General features: G+C 66.0%; 16 protein-coding genes and 1 tRNA gene. 13 read left to right on the top strand and 4 right to left on the bottom strand.

Features of this window, described 5'->3' with window-relative positions; all coding sequences use genetic code 11:
* The first annotated feature begins 66 nt into the window (after positions 1–66).
* Positions 67–1,506 (top strand): aldehyde dehydrogenase family protein, encoded by a 1,440-nt coding sequence (locus DU478_RS09950; RefSeq protein ID WP_114510812.1) that lies wholly within the window; start codon positions 67–69, stop codon positions 1,504–1,506.
* A gap of 248 nt (positions 1,507–1,754) precedes the next feature.
* Positions 1,755–2,435 (top strand): FkbM family methyltransferase, encoded by a 681-nt coding sequence (locus tag DU478_RS09945; RefSeq protein WP_114510811.1) that lies wholly within the window; start codon positions 1,755–1,757, stop codon positions 2,433–2,435.
* Positions 2,436–2,677: 242 nt separating this feature from the next.
* Here the strand turns inward: DU478_RS09945 and DU478_RS09940 are convergent.
* From DU478_RS09940 to DU478_RS09925, 4 genes are all read right to left on the bottom strand, one after another.
* Positions 2,678–2,754, bottom strand: a tRNA-Arg gene (locus DU478_RS09940).
* A gap of 62 nt (positions 2,755–2,816) precedes the next feature.
* Positions 2,817–4,202, bottom strand: coding sequence for a sensor histidine kinase (locus tag DU478_RS09935; RefSeq protein ID WP_114510810.1), 1,386 nt, complete (start codon positions 4,200–4,202; stop codon positions 2,817–2,819).
* Positions 4,203–4,299: 97 nt separating this feature from the next.
* The gene (locus DU478_RS09930; protein WP_114510809.1) at positions 4,300–5,718 is read right to left on the bottom strand and encodes a dihydrolipoyl dehydrogenase family protein; all 1,419 of its coding nucleotides are present in this window, start codon (positions 5,716–5,718) and stop codon (positions 4,300–4,302) included.
* A 3-nt stretch (positions 5,719–5,721) separates the two neighbouring features.
* On the bottom strand, positions 5,722–6,456 hold the full coding sequence (locus DU478_RS09925) for a TVP38/TMEM64 family protein (RefSeq protein WP_114510808.1): 735 nt from the start codon (positions 6,454–6,456) through the stop codon (positions 5,722–5,724).
* Between the two features lie 288 nt (positions 6,457–6,744).
* Here DU478_RS09925 and rpmH point away from each other — a divergent pair, with 288 nt between their 5' ends.
* The 11 genes from rpmH (at position 6,745) to DU478_RS09870 (ending at position 15,612) form a co-directional block, all read left to right on the top strand.
* A complete protein-coding gene (gene rpmH / locus DU478_RS09920; protein WP_011453767.1) occupies positions 6,745–6,882 on the top strand; it encodes a 50S ribosomal protein L34 in 138 nt (45 codons plus the stop codon).
* Positions 6,883–6,905: 23 nt separating this feature from the next.
* Entirely contained in the window at positions 6,906–7,304 is a 399-nt protein-coding gene (gene rnpA, locus DU478_RS09915; protein ID WP_114510807.1) for a ribonuclease P protein component, read from the top strand.
* Positions 7,301–7,537 carry a membrane protein insertion efficiency factor YidD gene (yidD, locus tag DU478_RS09910; RefSeq protein ID WP_114510806.1) on the top strand — a complete coding sequence of 79 codons (237 nt, stop codon included), beginning with the start codon at positions 7,301–7,303 and terminating at the stop codon, positions 7,535–7,537. Before rnpA ends, yidD begins: the two co-directional genes overlap by 4 nt.
* 108 nt (positions 7,538–7,645) lie before the next feature.
* Entirely contained in the window at positions 7,646–8,503 is an 858-nt protein-coding gene (ttcA, locus tag DU478_RS09905) for a tRNA 2-thiocytidine(32) synthetase TtcA (RefSeq protein ID WP_114510805.1), read from the top strand.
* A gap of 69 nt (positions 8,504–8,572) precedes the next feature.
* Complete coding sequence (locus DU478_RS09900) at positions 8,573–10,117, top strand: GGDEF domain-containing phosphodiesterase (protein WP_114510804.1); 1,545 nt, start codon at positions 8,573–8,575, stop codon at positions 10,115–10,117.
* Positions 10,118–10,228: 111 nt separating this feature from the next.
* Positions 10,229–12,103: a membrane protein insertase YidC gene (yidC, locus tag DU478_RS09895; protein WP_114510803.1), complete on the top strand. Its 1,875-nt coding sequence runs from the start codon at positions 10,229–10,231 to the stop codon at positions 12,101–12,103.
* Positions 12,100–12,843: an MOSC domain-containing protein gene (locus DU478_RS09890; RefSeq protein ID WP_114510802.1), complete on the top strand. Its 744-nt coding sequence runs from the start codon at positions 12,100–12,102 to the stop codon at positions 12,841–12,843. The genes yidC and DU478_RS09890 overlap by 4 nt, the downstream gene beginning before the upstream one ends.
* On the top strand, positions 12,844–13,494 hold the full coding sequence (gene yihA, locus DU478_RS09885) for a ribosome biogenesis GTP-binding protein YihA/YsxC (RefSeq protein WP_114510801.1): 651 nt from the start codon (positions 12,844–12,846) through the stop codon (positions 13,492–13,494).
* Between the two features lie 64 nt (positions 13,495–13,558).
* Positions 13,559–14,449, top strand: coding sequence for an acetylglutamate kinase (gene argB, locus DU478_RS09880; protein ID WP_114510800.1), 891 nt, complete (start codon positions 13,559–13,561; stop codon positions 14,447–14,449).
* Entirely contained in the window at positions 14,446–15,099 is a 654-nt protein-coding gene (locus DU478_RS09875; protein WP_114510799.1) for a ferredoxin, read from the top strand. Before argB ends, DU478_RS09875 begins: the two co-directional genes overlap by 4 nt.
* Positions 15,100–15,123: 24 nt before the next feature.
* A complete protein-coding gene (locus DU478_RS09870; protein ID WP_114510798.1) occupies positions 15,124–15,612 on the top strand; it encodes a SixA phosphatase family protein in 489 nt (162 codons plus the stop codon).
* Positions 15,613–15,638 lie beyond the last annotated feature (26 nt).

The raw sequence follows: 15,638 nt of genomic DNA, 5'->3' as shown, positions 1-15,638 counted from the left end.
CCGGTGCCATATTTGATCAAATTCCGGCGCAGCGCCGGAGGCACCCAGACACATCGGAGGCTTCAGATGATCGAGAAACGCCAATTCTACATCAACGGCGCATGGGTGGACCCCATCGACGGCACCGACCACCAGGTGATCGATCCCTCGACCGAAGACGCCTGCGCGGTGATCTCGCTGGGCGGCCAGGCCGACACCGATGCCGCCGTCGCCGCCGCCAGGGCCGCCCTGCCCGGCTGGATGGCCACGCCGCCCGCCGAACGCATCGCGCTGGTCGAAAAACTGCTCGAGGTCTACAAGACCCGCGCAGAGGACCTCGCCCAGGCCATGAGCCTCGAGATGGGTGCACCCATCGACATGGCACTGTCCTCGCAGGCGGGTGCCGGGTCCTGGCACCTCGAAGGCTTCATCGAGGCGGCCAAGGCGTTCCAGTTCGACCATCCGCTCAACGACCACACGCCCGAGGACCGCATCATCCACGAAGCGGTGGGGGTCGCGGCACTGATCACGCCGTGGAACTGGCCGATGAACCAGGTCACGCTCAAGGTCGGCGCAGCCGCCGTCGCGGGCTGCACCATGGTGCTGAAACCTTCAGAGGAATCGCCGCTCAACGCGCTGATTTTCGCCGAATGCATGCACGAGGCGGGCTTTCCGCCGGGCGTGTTCAACCTCGTGAACGGCGACGGCGCGGGCGTGGGCAGTCAGTTGTCGGCGCATCCGGACGTCGACATGGTGAGCTTCACCGGCTCCACCCGCGCGGGCAAGCTGATCTCCAAGGCCGCCGCCGAAACGCTGAAGAAGGTGCACCTTGAGCTGGGCGGCAAGGGCGCGAACCTGATCTTCGCCGATGCCGACGAGAAGGCGGTCAAGCGCGGCGTGCTGCACATGATGCAGAACACCGGCCAAAGCTGCAACGCGCCCAGCCGCATGATGGTCGAGGCGCCGATCTACGACCGCGTGGTCGAAGAGGCCGCCGCCATCGCGCAAAAGGTCGAGGTCGGCCCCGCCTCGGAGAAGGGCCGCCACATCGGCCCGGTGGTGAACAAGGTGCAGTGGGACAAGATCCAGGACCTGATCCAGCAGGGCATCGACGAAGGCGCGCGGCTTGTCGCGGGCGGCACCGGACGTCCGGAGCACCTCAACCGCGGCTTCTACGTACGGCCCACGGTCTTTGCCGACGTGACCCCCGAGATGACCATCGCGCGCGAGGAAATCTTCGGCCCGGTCCTGTCGATCATGAAGTTCGAGACCGAAGAGGAAGGCGTGGCGATTGCCAATGACACGCCTTACGGCCTTACGAACTACGTCCAGACCGCCGATGGCGTGCGCCGCAACCGGCTGGCGCGTCAGCTGCGGTCCGGCATGGTCGAGATGAACGGCAAGAGCCGCAGCCAGGGCGCGCCCTTCGGCGGCATGAAACAGTCAGGCAATGGCCGCGAGGGCGGACCCTACGGCATCGAGGACTTCCTCGAGGTCAAGGCCGTGGCGGGCTGGGCAGCGGAATAGCGGCGGCCTCGCCTGTCGACAGCCGACGGCTGTCCTCCTGCGGGAGGGCGGCCGTTTCCATTCGAAAGTCAGCCGTGCAGCGCCCAGACACGGCGACACTCGATTTCTTTTTGTCGATGTGGCGCAGCCGTGGCCTCTGCCGGCGATCTTGTCGATCCGTGCAAGTGCCATCGCGCGAAATCGGCCCTTTGCCCCCGTTGCTGCACCGCGCGAAAAGGCGGTTGTCCGTCTAACTTACACTGGCTATCGTGATTGAAATTTATTTCGATCAACAGGCAGATCAGATGGCGCTCCCGAAGATTTCTCATGCTCAAACCGGCCAGGATGTGCTGGCAGAATTCATCTTGCGACGGTCCAACAAGATTCCGCGCGACAAGAAGTACAGGGGTCGCTACGTCGACGTCGGCGCCTGTTATCCGATCCGGGCGTCGAATACCTACTATTTCTACGAACGCGGCTGGAAAGGACTTTGCGTCGATGCGAATCCGGCCACGAAAAAGACGTTCAAGAAGTTCCGCCCGCGCGACAGGTTCCGCGCAGAAGCCGTCGGAGAAACCGAAGGTCGGATGGAATTCTTCACCTATACGAACCCACAGTGGAACAGCTTTGATCCGGAACGCGCGGTGCGAAAGAAGGATCAGTTGACGGGCTCTTACCACATCCCGATCCGACCGCTTTCGCAAATGATCGAGGAGACGAAGTTTCAGAAGATCGACCTTTTGTCCATCGACACCGAAGGGTTCGAGTTGCAGGTGCTGAAATCTCTGGACCTCGACACATACCGCCCGTCGCTGTTGTTGTTCGAATGTATCCGGAGCATTGATGCGCTGCACGAAGACGAAGCGGTGCTTTTTGCGCTCGAAAACGGCTATAAGACCGTGGCAGCGACCGGGCACGATGTTTTCATGCTGGATACGCGCGACGACTGACAGCGCGTGGATGTTCGGCATGATGCGGACTGCATGACAAACGTTTGTCCGAGAGGCTTCATGAACCGCGCTTGGTCATCCAGAAGTTTCGTCGCGGCCACGCTTTTGGATCGTGCCTAGCCGCGCGAAACGTCGGACCTTGCCAAATCGTTGCAATGGATGCGGTCGCCGTCGCTTGGACGGATGCGCGTTCCCGAAAGCGAGGAGATCGACAAACAGGCTGTAATGTAAGGGAAGCAAGGTGGCGGACCGAGGAGGATTCGAACCCCCGACCCCTTGATTCGTAGTCAAGTACTCTATCCAGCTGAGCTATCGGTCCGTGGAGGCAGCGTTTAGACTTTGAGTCGGGGCATTGCAAGGGCCAATCGGCGGGTTTTCGGTTCAGTGTTCGAGATCGCCCATCGGCAGCCGGACTTCGAATAGCGACCCATCCGCATCGCTGCGCGCGAGCTTGAGCGTTCCGCCGTGGCCCCGCACCAGTTCCGCCACGATGGCAAGGCCCAGACCCGACCCGCCCTTGCGCACGCCGCCCTGGAAGGGCTGGAACAGGTGTTCGCGGGCCTTGGGCGGCAGGCCGGGGCCGGTATCGGCCACCTCGATCACCCAGGCGGTGTCCTCGGCGCGGGCGGCGACGCGGATCTCGCCCTCCTTCCCGGTCCCAAGTATGGCCTGACGCGCGTTGCGCACCAGGTTCGACAAGACGCGGTAGAGCTGTTCGGGATCGCCGCGCACCATCAGCGACCCCGGCACATCTTCGGACAGGCTGATGTCGGAGTCGCCGATGGCGAGCCGTTCGCTGTCCAATACGTCGTCGACCAGCTGCGCCATGTTAAAGAGCGTCATCACCGGCGCGGGCTCCTCGGCCTTGCCGAAGGCCAGCGTGGTTTCGCAGAGCGACACGGCGCGGGTGATCGAATTGACCAGCTTCGGCGCCATGCGTTTCACCTGCGGATCCTCGGACGCCTCGATCCGGTCGGTGAACAGCTGCGCCGAGGTCAGGATGTTGCGCAGATCGTGGCTCACCCGTGCCACGGCGCCGCCAAGCTGCGCCAAGCGCTCTTTCTGCCGCAGCGCCTGGGTCAGCTGCGTTTCCAGCGATTGCAGCGCCTGTTCGGCCTCGCGCAACTCGCGCACGGACGAGGTCGGCTTGATGATCCGGCGGGCGTCCTCGGGCGCCTGCGCGTAGCTCAGCATGTGGTGCACCACCGATTTGATCGGCTTGACCAGCAACCGGCGCACGGCAAGGAACAGGAACACTGCGGTGATGACCGAGATGACCAGCGACAGCATCAGGATGCGCAGGCCGTAATCCACCATCGCGCCGCGCAATTCCGCCGTATCCATGGTGATCTCGATCAGCAGGCCTGCGTCGCGCAACGGGTTGCCGATCACCCGGATCAACTGCGGTTCGCGCGTGAAGAGCACCATCATCGCGTCGCGGATCAACCCCGGCGCCGTGGTCTCGCGCAGGTCGTAGGTGGCGCTGACCACGCCCGGCATCGGAGAGGACAGCACCAGTTGCCGCGCCTCGTCGCGGCGCAGCACCACGTTGAAGACGCCGGCGTTCAGCAGCAATTCCTCTTCGAGGTCGCGGTCGATCATGTCGTCGGCCAGCAGCGCCAGCGACGCGATCTGCGCCCGTTCCAGCCGGTCGAGCAGGTAATCCTCGCGGAATCGCGCCACCGACGGCACGAAGATCAGGATCTCCGCGATCATCACGAAGACGGTGGTCAGGATCAGGAAACGGCCGGACAGCGAATTGAGCATGTCAGTCCCGGCACCGCTCCGGCGCCGCGCCGCGCAGCGCCCGTCCGGTTGCTCCGACTGCACCGATACCCGGCATTCTCGTTCCTCTCGACCTGCGTTACGGCAGCCAGCGCTGTACCAGCCCGACCACGCGCTTGACCATATCGCTTTCGAACAGCCGTGGGGAAAAATAGGCCCCCGCCGCGCGTTTGTTAACCTCGCCAATCGTGGGATAGGGCGAGACCATGTTGGCGACCTGGCTCATCTTGAGGTTGTTGGCCAGAACCAGCGACCAGAGGTTGATCAACTCGCCCGCCTGATACCCGGCGATCGACACGCCGACGGCGCGGCCCCTGACCACCATGACCTTGATCAGACCGGCGGCCTTGCGCTCGGCCAGCGCGCGGTCGTTGTGTTCGTAGTGGAAGCGCACCACCTCGAGCTTCGGCCCATGTTCCTTTTTCGCCTGGGCTTCGGTCAGACCGACATGCGCCAGTTCCGGGTCGGTATAGGTGGCCCAGGGCAGATGGCCGGTCTTGGCCTTGGCCGGCAGGCCCAGCACGGCAGAGCGGATGACGATACCCGCGTGATAGCCTGCCACATGGGTGAATTGCAGCCCGCCCGCCACGTCGCCGATGGCATAGACGCCGCGATTGCTGGTGCGCAGCCCCGAATCGACGACGATCCCGGCACGGTTGGTTTTGATGCCGGCCTTGTCCAGATCGAGGTCGTCGATGTTCGGGCTGCGCCCGACGGCCACCAGCAGGTGAGAACCCTTGAAGACGCGGCCGTCCTTGACCTCGACCTCGATGGCGCCTTCCTTGCCGCGCACCTCGGCGGCCAAGGCCTCCTCCTCGATGGCGATGCCCTCGCCGCGCAGCTTTTCCAGCACCACGGCGGACATCTCCGGGTCGTCCTTGCCCAGTGCACTGGCGCCCTCGATCACTGTGACCTCGGAGCCCAGCCGCCGGTGCGCCTGCGCCATTTCCATGCCGATGGGACCGCCACCGATGACCAGCAGGTGTTCGGGCTGATGGCGCAGGGTCCAGAGCGTTTCGTTGGTGAGGTACGGCACGCCGTCCAGCCCCGGAATCGGCGGCACGAAGGGCGAGGAGCCGGTCGCGATCACCACCCGCCGCGCGGTGATCACGTGATCGCCCGCCTGCACCTCGGTCCTGGAGATGAACCGCCCGCGTTCGCGGATGACCCGCACGCCCAGACCTTCAAAACGCTCCTGGCTGTCCACCGGTTCGATCTGCGCGATGACGCCCTGCACGTGGTCCTTGGCGGCAGCGTAGTCGACCTTCGGGGTCACATTCGCCACGCCGTACACCTCTGAGTGGCTCTGCCCCCAGGCCGCCTTGCCGCTGGCAATGAGCGCCTTCGACGGCACGCATCCGTAGTTGAGGCAGTCGCCGCCCATCTTGTGATCCTCGAGCAGCACCACCGACGCGCCCATCTGCACCGCGCCCGCTGCGACCGACAGACCGCCGGAGCCGGCGCCGATCACCAGGATATCCGTCTTGATGCGTTCCATGGATCACAGACCTTTCTTGCCGCGCACGGCCTTGAGGAGAATCGGCAGCGCCGCGAGCAGGCAGAGGCCCAAGATCGGCAGCAGGATGTGCGGCTCGAAGATGATGCCGAGGTCAGGCGTGTCGCCGCGCTCGAACACCTGGCCCAGCCCGGCTCCGACCGAGGTGTAGACCACCGCGCCGGGAATGATGCCGAGGAAGGTCGAGACCACGAAGCGGAAGAGCGGCACGCCCACCAGCGCGGGGACGAGGTTGGCGACGAAGAAGGGCACCGCCGGCACCAGCCGGATCAGGAACAGCATCGACCACTGGTTCTCGTCGATGCCGTCCTTGATGCGCCGGACCAGGCCCTCGCCGGTCTCCATCCGCGCCGCGAGCCGGTCGCCCAGTCCCCAGCGCGCGGCGAGAAAGATCATCGCAGCCCCGATCGTGGCGGCGGTGACGTTGAAAAGCGCTCCGGGAAAGGTCGCGAAGAGGAACCCGCCGGTGAGCGTCGCGATGGTGGCGCCGGGCAGCGAAAAGCCGACGATCACCACGTAAGCCAGCATGAAGACCGCCACCGTGGCCAGGTAATTGGCATCGCGGAAGGCCAGAAGCGCCTCGCGGTTGTCGCGCAGCGTGTCGAAGCTCAGGTAATCGCGCAGGAAATAGCCGCCGACCAGCGCCACCGCCGCGATCACGATGAGCGGCAGGTAGCGGGCGAAGCCGGATTTGGGGTCTGTCTGGGTCATGTCGGACATCTCGGGGGTCTTCGGGGCTGGCGGGTTGCGGATGAGGAAAACATGCGCAGTAAGGGTCGGAAACAACAGGTCCCTCACGCCTGCTTGATCCCCGGTGACGACCGGCGTGAGAAATCCGCCGCTTCGTTGCGGGATTGAAACATATCCGCGGCGCAGGCGGGCAAAATGTTGCAATATTTGCCGCCTGCCCGTTTGACTTGGCCCCGATCGCCGCCTATAGACCGGGCTTCGAATGATTTGGGCTCGTGCGAATCCGCTCGTGCGCGCCATATGGACGGAGACGGAGCGATGTCGAAACGCACCTTTCAACCCTCGAACCTCGTGCGCAAGCACCGCCACGGGTTCCGTGCGCGCATGGCCACCAAGGCCGGCCGCAAGATCCTGAACGCCCGCCGCGCGCGTGGCCGCAAGTCGCTGAGCGCGTAAGCGCCAGCCGCCTGCAGACCGACATGACACCGCCGGAGGCCCCCGATACCACAGCGGGGACAACGCCCCCGGCGGTGTCGTCGTGTCCGAAACTCGGCATCCTGCGCAAGCGCGGCGATTTCCTTGCCGCCGCCCGCGCCCGCCGCCAGGGCACCCATGGCATGATGGTCCAGGCCCGCGCGCGCGGCGACGGCGATCCAGCGATCCGCGTGGGGTTCACCTGTTCCAAGAAGGTCGGAAACGCCGTCGCCCGCAACCGTGCAAAGCGCCGCCTGCGCGAAGTCGCGCGCCTGCTGCTCCCCGCTCTTGGCCGTCCCGGCTGGGATTACGTGCTGATCGGGCGGCCCGAAGCCACGGCTGAGCGCGCCTTTCCGGCCCTGCAGGACGACCTGCGCCACGCCCTGAAAAAGCTGCACGCGTGAGCCCGCTGGCCCGCATTCTCGCTTTGCCGGTCCGCGCCTACCGGCTGTTCTTCAGTGCCTGGGTCGGCCATGGCTGCCGCTTCCAGCCCACCTGCTCCGTTTACGCGCTCGAGGCTCTGGAACGCCACGGCGCGCTGCGCGGCGGCTATTATGCGGCCCATCGCCTCTGCCGCTGCCATCCCTGGGGCGGATCGGGCTACGATCCGGTCCCGGGCATCGCGCCGAAGGATTGAGGGGCCAGCCCCTCAAACTCCCCGGAGTTTACCGGCAAGATGAAGCAGGTTCCCCGCGGCCATTGCTGCGCTCTTGCCGGGTGCGCGCATCTGCATTAAGCCCGCGCCATGCTTGACGATTGCGACGACATCCATCCACTGTTTCACGGCGCGCCGAAGACCACGGCGTTCAAGAAGCTGCGCAAGCGCATCGTGCAGAACGTGCGCGAGGCGGTGGAGCAATACGGCATGATCGAGCGCGATTCGCGCTGGCTGGTGTGCCTGTCCGGCGGCAAGGACAGCTATACCCTGCTGGCGGTGCTGCACGAGCTGAAATGGCGCGGGCTGTTGCCGGTCGATCTTCTGGCCTGCAACCTCGACCAGGGGCAGCCGGGCTTCCCCGCGACCGTCCTGCCCGGCTTTCTTGAAAAGATGGGCGTGCCGCACCGGATCGAATATCAGGATACCTATTCCATCGTCACCGACAAGGTGCCGGCGGGGCGCACCTATTGTGCGCTCTGTTCGCGGCTGCGGCGCGGGCACCTCTACCGGATCGCGCGGGAAGAAGGCTGTTCGGCGGTGGTGCTGGGTCATCACCGCGACGACATCCTCGAAACCTTCTTCATGAACCTCTTTCACGGCGGCCGGCTGGCCACCATGCCGCCGAAGCTCCTGAACGAGGAGGGCGACGTCTTCGTCTGCCGTCCGCTTGCGCATGTGGCCGAAGAAGATTGCGACCGTTTTGCCAAGGCGATGCACTACCCGATCATCCCCTGCGACCTCTGCGGAACGCAGGACGGGCTGCAACGCCAGCAGGTCAAGCAGATCCTCGACGGCTGGGAACGCAACAGCCCGGGCCGCCGGCAGGTCATGTTCCGCGCCCTGATGAACGCGCGGCCGTCGCATCTTCTCGACCCGAAGCTCTTTGATTTCGAGGGGTTGCAGCGGCAGGCGCGCGCGGAGACGGATATTCCCGTGCTGCGTTAACCGCCGGTTCTTCTTCGCCGCCTAGTCTGCCCGGTACGATCCGAGAATCAGGTCAACCGGAAGGCTGCGATGCCCCATTCCCTGCTCCAGACCGTCGCGCCCTGGCGACGTGCGCTCCGGCGCGCCCTTATCGGCAGCCATGTGCTGGCCTTCCTGCCGGCGCTGGCGCTCGGTGCCTTCTGGCTCGGCGGGGAACCGTTGCTTCTGGCCGTGGCGCTTGGCGTGCCGGTCGTCTTTGCGCTGGCCGGCGGCTTCGACGGCGGGGCGCTGGGACTGGACGCGACGAGTGACACCGACCTGATGACCCCGATGCGGGCTGCGGCCCTGGCCGACCAGATGCTGCACCTGGCCCGCGACCGCGACCTGACCACCGCCTGCCTCCTGATCGAGTTGGACGGTCTGGACGACGTGACCCGCAGTTCCGGGGAACGGTCACTGCACGCGGTCCAGGACCTGATGCTGATCCGCCTGCGCAACCTGATGCGCAACGACGACCGGGCGGCACGGATCGGCGATGTGCGCTACATGGTCATGCTGGCCCCGGCCCCACGCCTCGACCTGGAATCCCTGCTGCAGTTGAGCAAGCGGCTGCAATCCGGCCTCGAAGACCCGGCGTCCGTCGCGGCGACAACGCGGTATTTCTCGGCCTCCATCGGTTTCTGCAGCAATGCCCGCCTGCCCGAGACCGCCAGTGGCGAACGGCTGATCGACGCCGCCGCGGCGGCACTGGCCGACGCGGTGGCCAACGGCCCCTCGGCGATCCGGTCGTGGTCCGAAAGCCTCTGCGCCGCGCGCTCGGCCCGGGCGACGCTGCGGTCCGACGCCAGCCGCGCCCTGGAAAACGGGCAGATCCAGCCGTGGTATCAACCGCAGGTCTGCACCTCGACCGGCCGTGTCAGCGGCGTCGAAGCGCTGGCGCGCTGGGTGCATCCCGACCGCGGCGTGGTGGCACCGGCGCAGTTCCTCTCCGCACTGGAAGAGGACCGGCGGATGGAGCGGCTGAGCGAGGTCGTCATCGCCAATGCCTTGACGAGTCTGCGGAACTGGGATCGCGCCGGCTGCCACATTCCGCGCGTCAGCGTGAATTTCTCCACCTCGGAACTGCGCAATCCCAAGCTGGTGGACAAGATCGCCTGGGAGTTGGACCGCTACGACCTCGGTCCCGACAGGCTTGGCGTCGAAATTCTGGAAACGGTGATCGCCGACGCGCCGGACGGGGTCATCGCCGACAACATCCGCGGGCTTGCCGCGCTGGGATGCCACATCGACCTCGACGATTTCGGCGTCGGTCACGCGTCGATTTCGGCTTTGCGGCGGTTCCCGGTGCAGCGGCTCAAAATCGACCGCAGCTTCGTGACCCGGCTCGACCGGGACGAAGACCAAAGGCGCATGGTCGGGGTCGTGCTGAGCATGGCCGACCGGCTGGGCATCGAAACGCTGGCCGAGGGCGTCGAAAGCAGCCACGAGCACACCCTGCTGGCGCAACTGGGCTGCGATCATGTCCAGGGCTTCGGCATTGCCCGCTCGATGCCGGCCGACCAGATCCCCGGCTGGGTCGCGGAGCACCAGGTGCGCATCGACGCCGCCACAAAGCTCGGCCGCCACACCAGCTGACCGCTGCTGCAGGCGGACGCATCCCCGTGAAAACCGGGGAATCCGCTTGACCTTTGGCCCCGCTGTCTGTTGAACCCAGCAGGACTCGAAATGGACAGGTGGCGGTCCCGCATGGACGATCAGAACAAAAACCTCATCCTCGCAACGGCACTCAGTTTCATTGTGATCCTGGTCTGGTTCGTTCTGTTCCCGCCGCCCGAGGAGCCGCCCGCCGACCCCAACGCCCCCGCGTTGACCGAAAGCACCAGCGACGCGCCGGCCACCGCCACCGCCCCGCAGGCGGCGCCCGGCAGCACCCCCGCCGCCACCGGCGAGGCCGACACCGCGGAAGCAGCCGACGCGCCGCGCCTGCCGATCCTCACCGACCGCGTCGAAGGCTCGATCTCGCTCACCGGCGGCCGCATCGACGACCTGCGGTTGCGCGACTACCGCGTGTCGCTGGAGGAAGGCGCCGACGTCGTCCACCTGCTGCGGCCCGTCGGGTCGAACCAGCCCTATTACGCGCTGTACGGCTGGGCGCCGGGCGCCGGCCTGGCGCTCGAGGACGTGCCGGGCGCCAACACCCCCTGGACCGTCGAGAGCGGCGAGACCCTGAGCCCCGACAGCCCGGTCACCCTGCGCTGGGAAAGCCCCGCGGGCCTGATTTTCCGCCGCGAGATCGCCATCGACGACGATTACATGTTCACGGTCACCCAGTCGGTCGAGAACACCGGCGACGGCACCGCGTCGCTCGCACCTTACGGGATCATCGCGCGCCACGGCGAGCCGGCGGATGCCAAGAACTTCTTCATCCTGCACGAAGGCGTCATCGCCATGGCGGATGGCGAGTTGACCGAAACAGGTTACAACGATCTGCCCGACATGCCGGTGCTGCCCTCCGAAGGCGCCCGCGCCGAAGTGTTCCAGGTCGGCACGGACGGCTGGATCGGCTTCACCGATCACTACTGGATGAGCACGCTGATCCCCGCCTCCGGCACGCCCTTCAAAGCCGTCGCGAAATACGACGAGAGCCGCGACATCCTGCAGACCGAAGCGGTGCTGCCGACCCTGACCCTGGCCGCCGGGCAGACACAGCAGGTGTCGACCCAGCTCTTCGCCGGGGCCAAGGAATGGGACACGATCCGCGAATACCAGTCGCGCGGCGTCGACCGCTTCATCGACAGCATCGACTGGGGCTGGTTCTTCTTCCTGACCAAGCCGATCTTCTGGCTGCTGCACAACTTCAACCTGCTGATCGGCAACATGGGCGTCGCGATCATCGCGCTGACGCTGCTGATCAAGGCGATCCTCTTCCCGCTGGCCTACAAGTCCTACGTCTCGATGGCCAAGATGAAGGAACTGCAGCCCGAGATGGAGAAGCTGAAGGAACGCGCCGGCGACGACCGCCAGCAGCTTCAGCAGGGCATGATGGAGCTTTACAAGAAGAACAAGGTCAACCCGGCGTCGGGCTGCCTGCCGATCCTGCTGCAGATCCCGATCTTCTTCTCGCTCTACAAGGTGATCTTCGTCACGCTCGAACTGCGCCATGCGCCGTTCTTCGGACCCTTCCGCGACCTGAGCGCGCCGGACCCGACCTCGATCTTCAACCTCTTCGGGCTGCTGCCCTGGGCCGCCCCCGATCCACAGTCGATCATGGCGCTGATCTTCATCGGCATCCTGCCGCTGCTGCTGGGGATCTCGATGTGGATGCAGCAGAAACTGAACCCGGCACCCACCGATGCGACCCAGGCGATGATCTTTGCCTGGATGCCCTGGGTCTTCATGTTCATGCTGGGCGGTTTTGCCAGCGGCCTCGTGGTCTACTGGATCGCCAACAACACGATCACCTTCACCCAGCAATACGCGATCATGCGAAGCCAAGGGTACAAGCCCGACGTCTTCGGGAACATCCGCTCGGGCTTCAAGAAGGACAAGGGCACGTCCGACAAGCCCGAGGGCAAGTCCGGCAAGGCCAACAAACCCTCGGGCGGCTCGGGCAAGAAATGACCGCCCGCGTCACCGAAATCTGGCGCCACCCGATCAAGAGCCACGGTCGGGAAGCGCTGGAACGGGTCCGGCTAAGCGCAGGCGACACCCTGCCCTGGGACCGGGCCTGGGCGGTTGCGCATGACCAATCCGATGCCGACGGCAGCACCTGGGTGTCGTGCCAGAACTTCACCCGCGTCGCCAAGGTACCGGCGCTGATGCAGATCACCGCCGAGCTTGACGAAGAGACCGAGACGCTGACGCTGCACCATCCGGACCTCGCCCCGCTCAGCATCGCGCCCGACCGCGACGGCGCCGCGTTTCTCGACTGGGTGAAGCCGCTGATGCCCGAGAACCGCGCGCAATCGGCGCGTCTGGTCCGGGCGCGCCAGCACGGCATGACCGACAGCGAATTCGCCAGCGTGACGCTGTGCAACATGTCCTCGCACCGCGCCGTCGAACAGAAGCTGGGGCGGCCGCTGTCGATCCACCGCTGGCGCGGCAACATCTGGATGGACGGCCTCGCCCCGTGGGAGGAATTCGACTGGATCGGCCGCGAGGTGCAGATCGGCGGCGCCGTCTTCAAGGTCCGCGAGCGCACGGACCGATGCCTCGCCACCGCTGCGAACCCCAGCACCGGGCAACGCGACGCCGACACGCTGGGCACGCTCGACAGCTGGGGCCACCGGGATTTTTCGGTCCGTGCCGAAGTGGTGCGCGCTGGCGACGTGGCGCTTGGCGACACGGTGAGGCAGATCTAGATGCAGCTTCCCTTTCCAATTGCCGAAGACGCGGACGAGGCCACGATCGAGGCGGCGCGCAAGCTCTTTGCCGGAGAGACCGACTTCCTCAAGGGCGTCGTCGCCATGGATGGCCTGCCCCCGGACGACCGGATCGAGGTCTGTTTCGCCGGCCGCTCCAACGTCGGCAAGTCGAGCCTGATCAACGCGCTCACGGGGCGCAAGGGGCTGGCACGGGCGTCGAACACGCCGGGCCGCACGCAGGAGATCAACTTTTTCACCCTCGCCGACGATCACTACCTCGTCGACCTGCCGGGCTATGGCTATGCCAACGCGCCCGTCGCCGTGGTCGAGAAATGGCAACGGCTGCTGAAACAGTACCTGTCGGGCCGCGCCAGCCTGCGCCGCGCCTTCGTGCTGGTGGACATGCGCCACGGGATCAAGCCGGTGGACGAAGAGATCATGTGCCTGCTCGACCGCAGCGCCGTGACCTTCCAGGTGGTGATGACCAAGGTCGACAAGATCAAGGACCGCGAACGCGACCGCACCCTGGCGCAGGTCCGCGAAAAGCTCTCCGCGCATCCCGCCGCCTACCCCGAACTGGTGCTGACCAGTTCCGAGAAAGGCTGGGGCATTCCGCTCTTGCGGTCGATCATCGCCGGGCTGGTCTGAGCCCCCTTGCACCGCGCCCGGCAAGGCCCGATAAATCGGGCACCATGCCCCAAGGGATCCGAGGATGAAGAAACGCGCCATGAACCCCGACTTTATCACCACCGCCCGCACGCTCTCCGAAGCCCTGCCCTACATGCAGCGCTATTCGGGCGCGATCGTGGTGGTGAAATTCGGCGGCAACGCCATGGGCGATGCGGATGCCATGGCCGAATTTGCCCGCGACATCGTGCTGATGCGGCAAGTGGGCATCAACCCGGTGGTGGTGCATGGCGGCGGGCCGATGATCAACGACCTGCTGAAAAAGCTTGGCATCCAGTCGGAATTCGTGCGCGGCAAGCGCGTCACCGACCAGGCCACGGTCGAGGTGGTCGAGATGGTGCTGACCGGGCTGGTCAACAAGCGCATCGTGCAGGCGATCATGGACGAAGGCGGCCGTGCGGTGGGCCTCTCGGGCAAGGACGACGACCTGATGGTCTGCGAAATGGAGGACCCGGAACTGGGCTGGGTCGGCCGCCCGGTCGAAATGAACGTGCAGGTGCTGCGCGACCTCATGTCGGCGGGGATCATCCCGGTCGTGGCGCCGGTCGCCACCGGCATGGACCCGGTCGAGACCTTCAACGTCAACGGTGACACCGCCGCGGGCGCCATCGCCGGCGCGCTCAAGGCCGACCGGCTGCTGCTGCTGACGGATGTGGCTGGCGTCAAGAACAAGGCCGGCGAGGTGGTGACCCAGCTCACCCCCGACGAGGTCCGCGCCATGACCCACGACGGCACGATCGCGGGCGGCATGATCCCCAAGACTGAAACTGCGCTCAAGGCGCTGGACGAGGGCGTGCGCGGCGTGGTCATCCTCGACGGGCGCGTGCCAAATGCCTGCCTGCTCGAGATTTTCACCGAGCACGGCGCGGGCTCGCTGATCAAGTCCGCCGACCTGCCGCCGCGCGTTACGGAGTGAGCTGGCAGGCGCTTGGCGACGCGGCCCACGACGCCGGCCTGGCCCTGCGCGGCGGCTTTCATCCCGGTCCGGAGGACGGAGCCCCGGAGGATTGCGGCACGCTGGTTCTGCTGGGCCCGGACGAGCCGCGGTTCTGGCCGCTGTTCACCGCCTCGCCCGAATACCGCGATGGCGCGCCTGATGCGCTCGACCGCTGGTCGAAGCGGGTAATCGGCGCGCTGGCGACCGAATGGGCCGCCACGGCGGTCTTTCCCTACGACGGCCCGCCCTACGCGCCATTCCTCGCCTGGGCGCGGGCAGCGGGGAGCCATCCGTCGCCGGTTGGCCTGCTGGTGCATGGAGAGGCCGGGCTTTTCATCAGCTTTCGCGGCGCTCTGGCCCTGCCGAAGGCACTCGACCTGCCGCCCTCGTCCGCATCGCCCTGCCCAACCTGCGCCGATCGACCCTGCGAATCCGCCTGCCCGGTGGCGGCCCTGCGGCCCGGTGCCGACTACGACGTTGCCGCCTGCCAGACCCATATCCGCAGCGCCGAAGGGGCGGAGTGCCTGCACGGCGGATGCCTCGTACGCCGCGCCTGTCCGGTATCGCAGAAATTCGGGCGTTTGCGGGAACAGTCGGCTTTTCACATGGCCGCCTTCGTGAAAGACTGACACGGCAATCCGAAAGGAGGCGACATGCGTCTGATCCTGATGCGCCACGCAAAATCCGACTGGAGCATCCTGGGCGACGATTTCGACCGTGTCCTCAATGGCCGCGGTCGGGACAGCGCCAAGGCCTTGGGAGACTGGCTACGGTCCAAGGGCTACGTGCCAGACGAGGTGCTGAGCTCGAATTCCGCGCGCACCCGCGAAACCGCGATGCTGGTTGGCTTCGACGTGCCGACACGCTTTGCCCGGGAACTCTACCATGCCTCGTCCGACCGGATGATGTCGGTGCTGCGCAGCGCCACGGAACCCTGCGTGCTGTTGATCGGGCACAACCCCGGCATCGCCGACCTTGCCGGTCGGCTGGTGCGCACGGCGCCGCGGCACGCGCGGTTCGACGCCTACCCTACCTGCGCGACCCTGATCGCGGATTTCGAAGCCGACAGCTGGGACGAGGTGAATTTCGGCACCGGTGAGGTGCAGGACTTCCTCGTTCCGCGTGAATTGCTCGAGGCCTGATCGGCACCACCCCATGAGTTTGCAAG

The sequence above is a fragment of the Thalassococcus profundi genome (assembly GCF_003344785.1).
GTDB lineage: Bacteria > Pseudomonadota > Alphaproteobacteria > Rhodobacterales > Rhodobacteraceae > Puniceibacterium > Puniceibacterium profundi.
Note: the sequence above shows the minus strand (reverse complement) of the source record. Positions and strands in the feature narration are given on the sequence as shown.

Bases quoted from the DNA above. Each gene is read 5' to 3' on its own strand.
- DU478_RS09930 (WP_114510809.1), bottom strand. From the start codon at position 5,718: ATGGAACGCATCAAGACGGATATCCTGGTGATCGGCGCCGGCTCCGGC.
- yidC (WP_114510803.1), top strand. From the start codon at position 10,229: ATGGACGATCAGAACAAAAACCTCATCCTCGCAACGGCACTCAGTTTC.
- rpmH (WP_011453767.1), top strand. From the start codon at position 6,745: ATGTCGAAACGCACCTTTCAACCCTCGAACCTCGTGCGCAAGCACCGC.
- ttcA (WP_114510805.1), top strand. From the start codon at position 7,646: ATGCTTGACGATTGCGACGACATCCATCCACTGTTTCACGGCGCGCCG.
- DU478_RS09900 (WP_114510804.1), top strand. From the start codon at position 8,573: ATGCCCCATTCCCTGCTCCAGACCGTCGCGCCCTGGCGACGTGCGCTC.
- yihA (WP_114510801.1), top strand. From the start codon at position 12,844: ATGCAGCTTCCCTTTCCAATTGCCGAAGACGCGGACGAGGCCACGATC.
- rnpA (WP_114510807.1), top strand. From the start codon at position 6,906: ATGACACCGCCGGAGGCCCCCGATACCACAGCGGGGACAACGCCCCCG.
- DU478_RS09890 (WP_114510802.1), top strand. From the start codon at position 12,100: ATGACCGCCCGCGTCACCGAAATCTGGCGCCACCCGATCAAGAGCCAC.
- DU478_RS09870 (WP_114510798.1), top strand. From the start codon at position 15,124: ATGCGTCTGATCCTGATGCGCCACGCAAAATCCGACTGGAGCATCCTG.
- DU478_RS09935 (WP_114510810.1), bottom strand. From the start codon at position 4,202: ATGCTCAATTCGCTGTCCGGCCGTTTCCTGATCCTGACCACCGTCTTC.
- DU478_RS09950 (WP_114510812.1), top strand. From the start codon at position 67: ATGATCGAGAAACGCCAATTCTACATCAACGGCGCATGGGTGGACCCC.
- argB (WP_114510800.1), top strand. From the start codon at position 13,559: ATGAAGAAACGCGCCATGAACCCCGACTTTATCACCACCGCCCGCACG.
- DU478_RS09925 (WP_114510808.1), bottom strand. From the start codon at position 6,456: ATGTCCGACATGACCCAGACAGACCCCAAATCCGGCTTCGCCCGCTAC.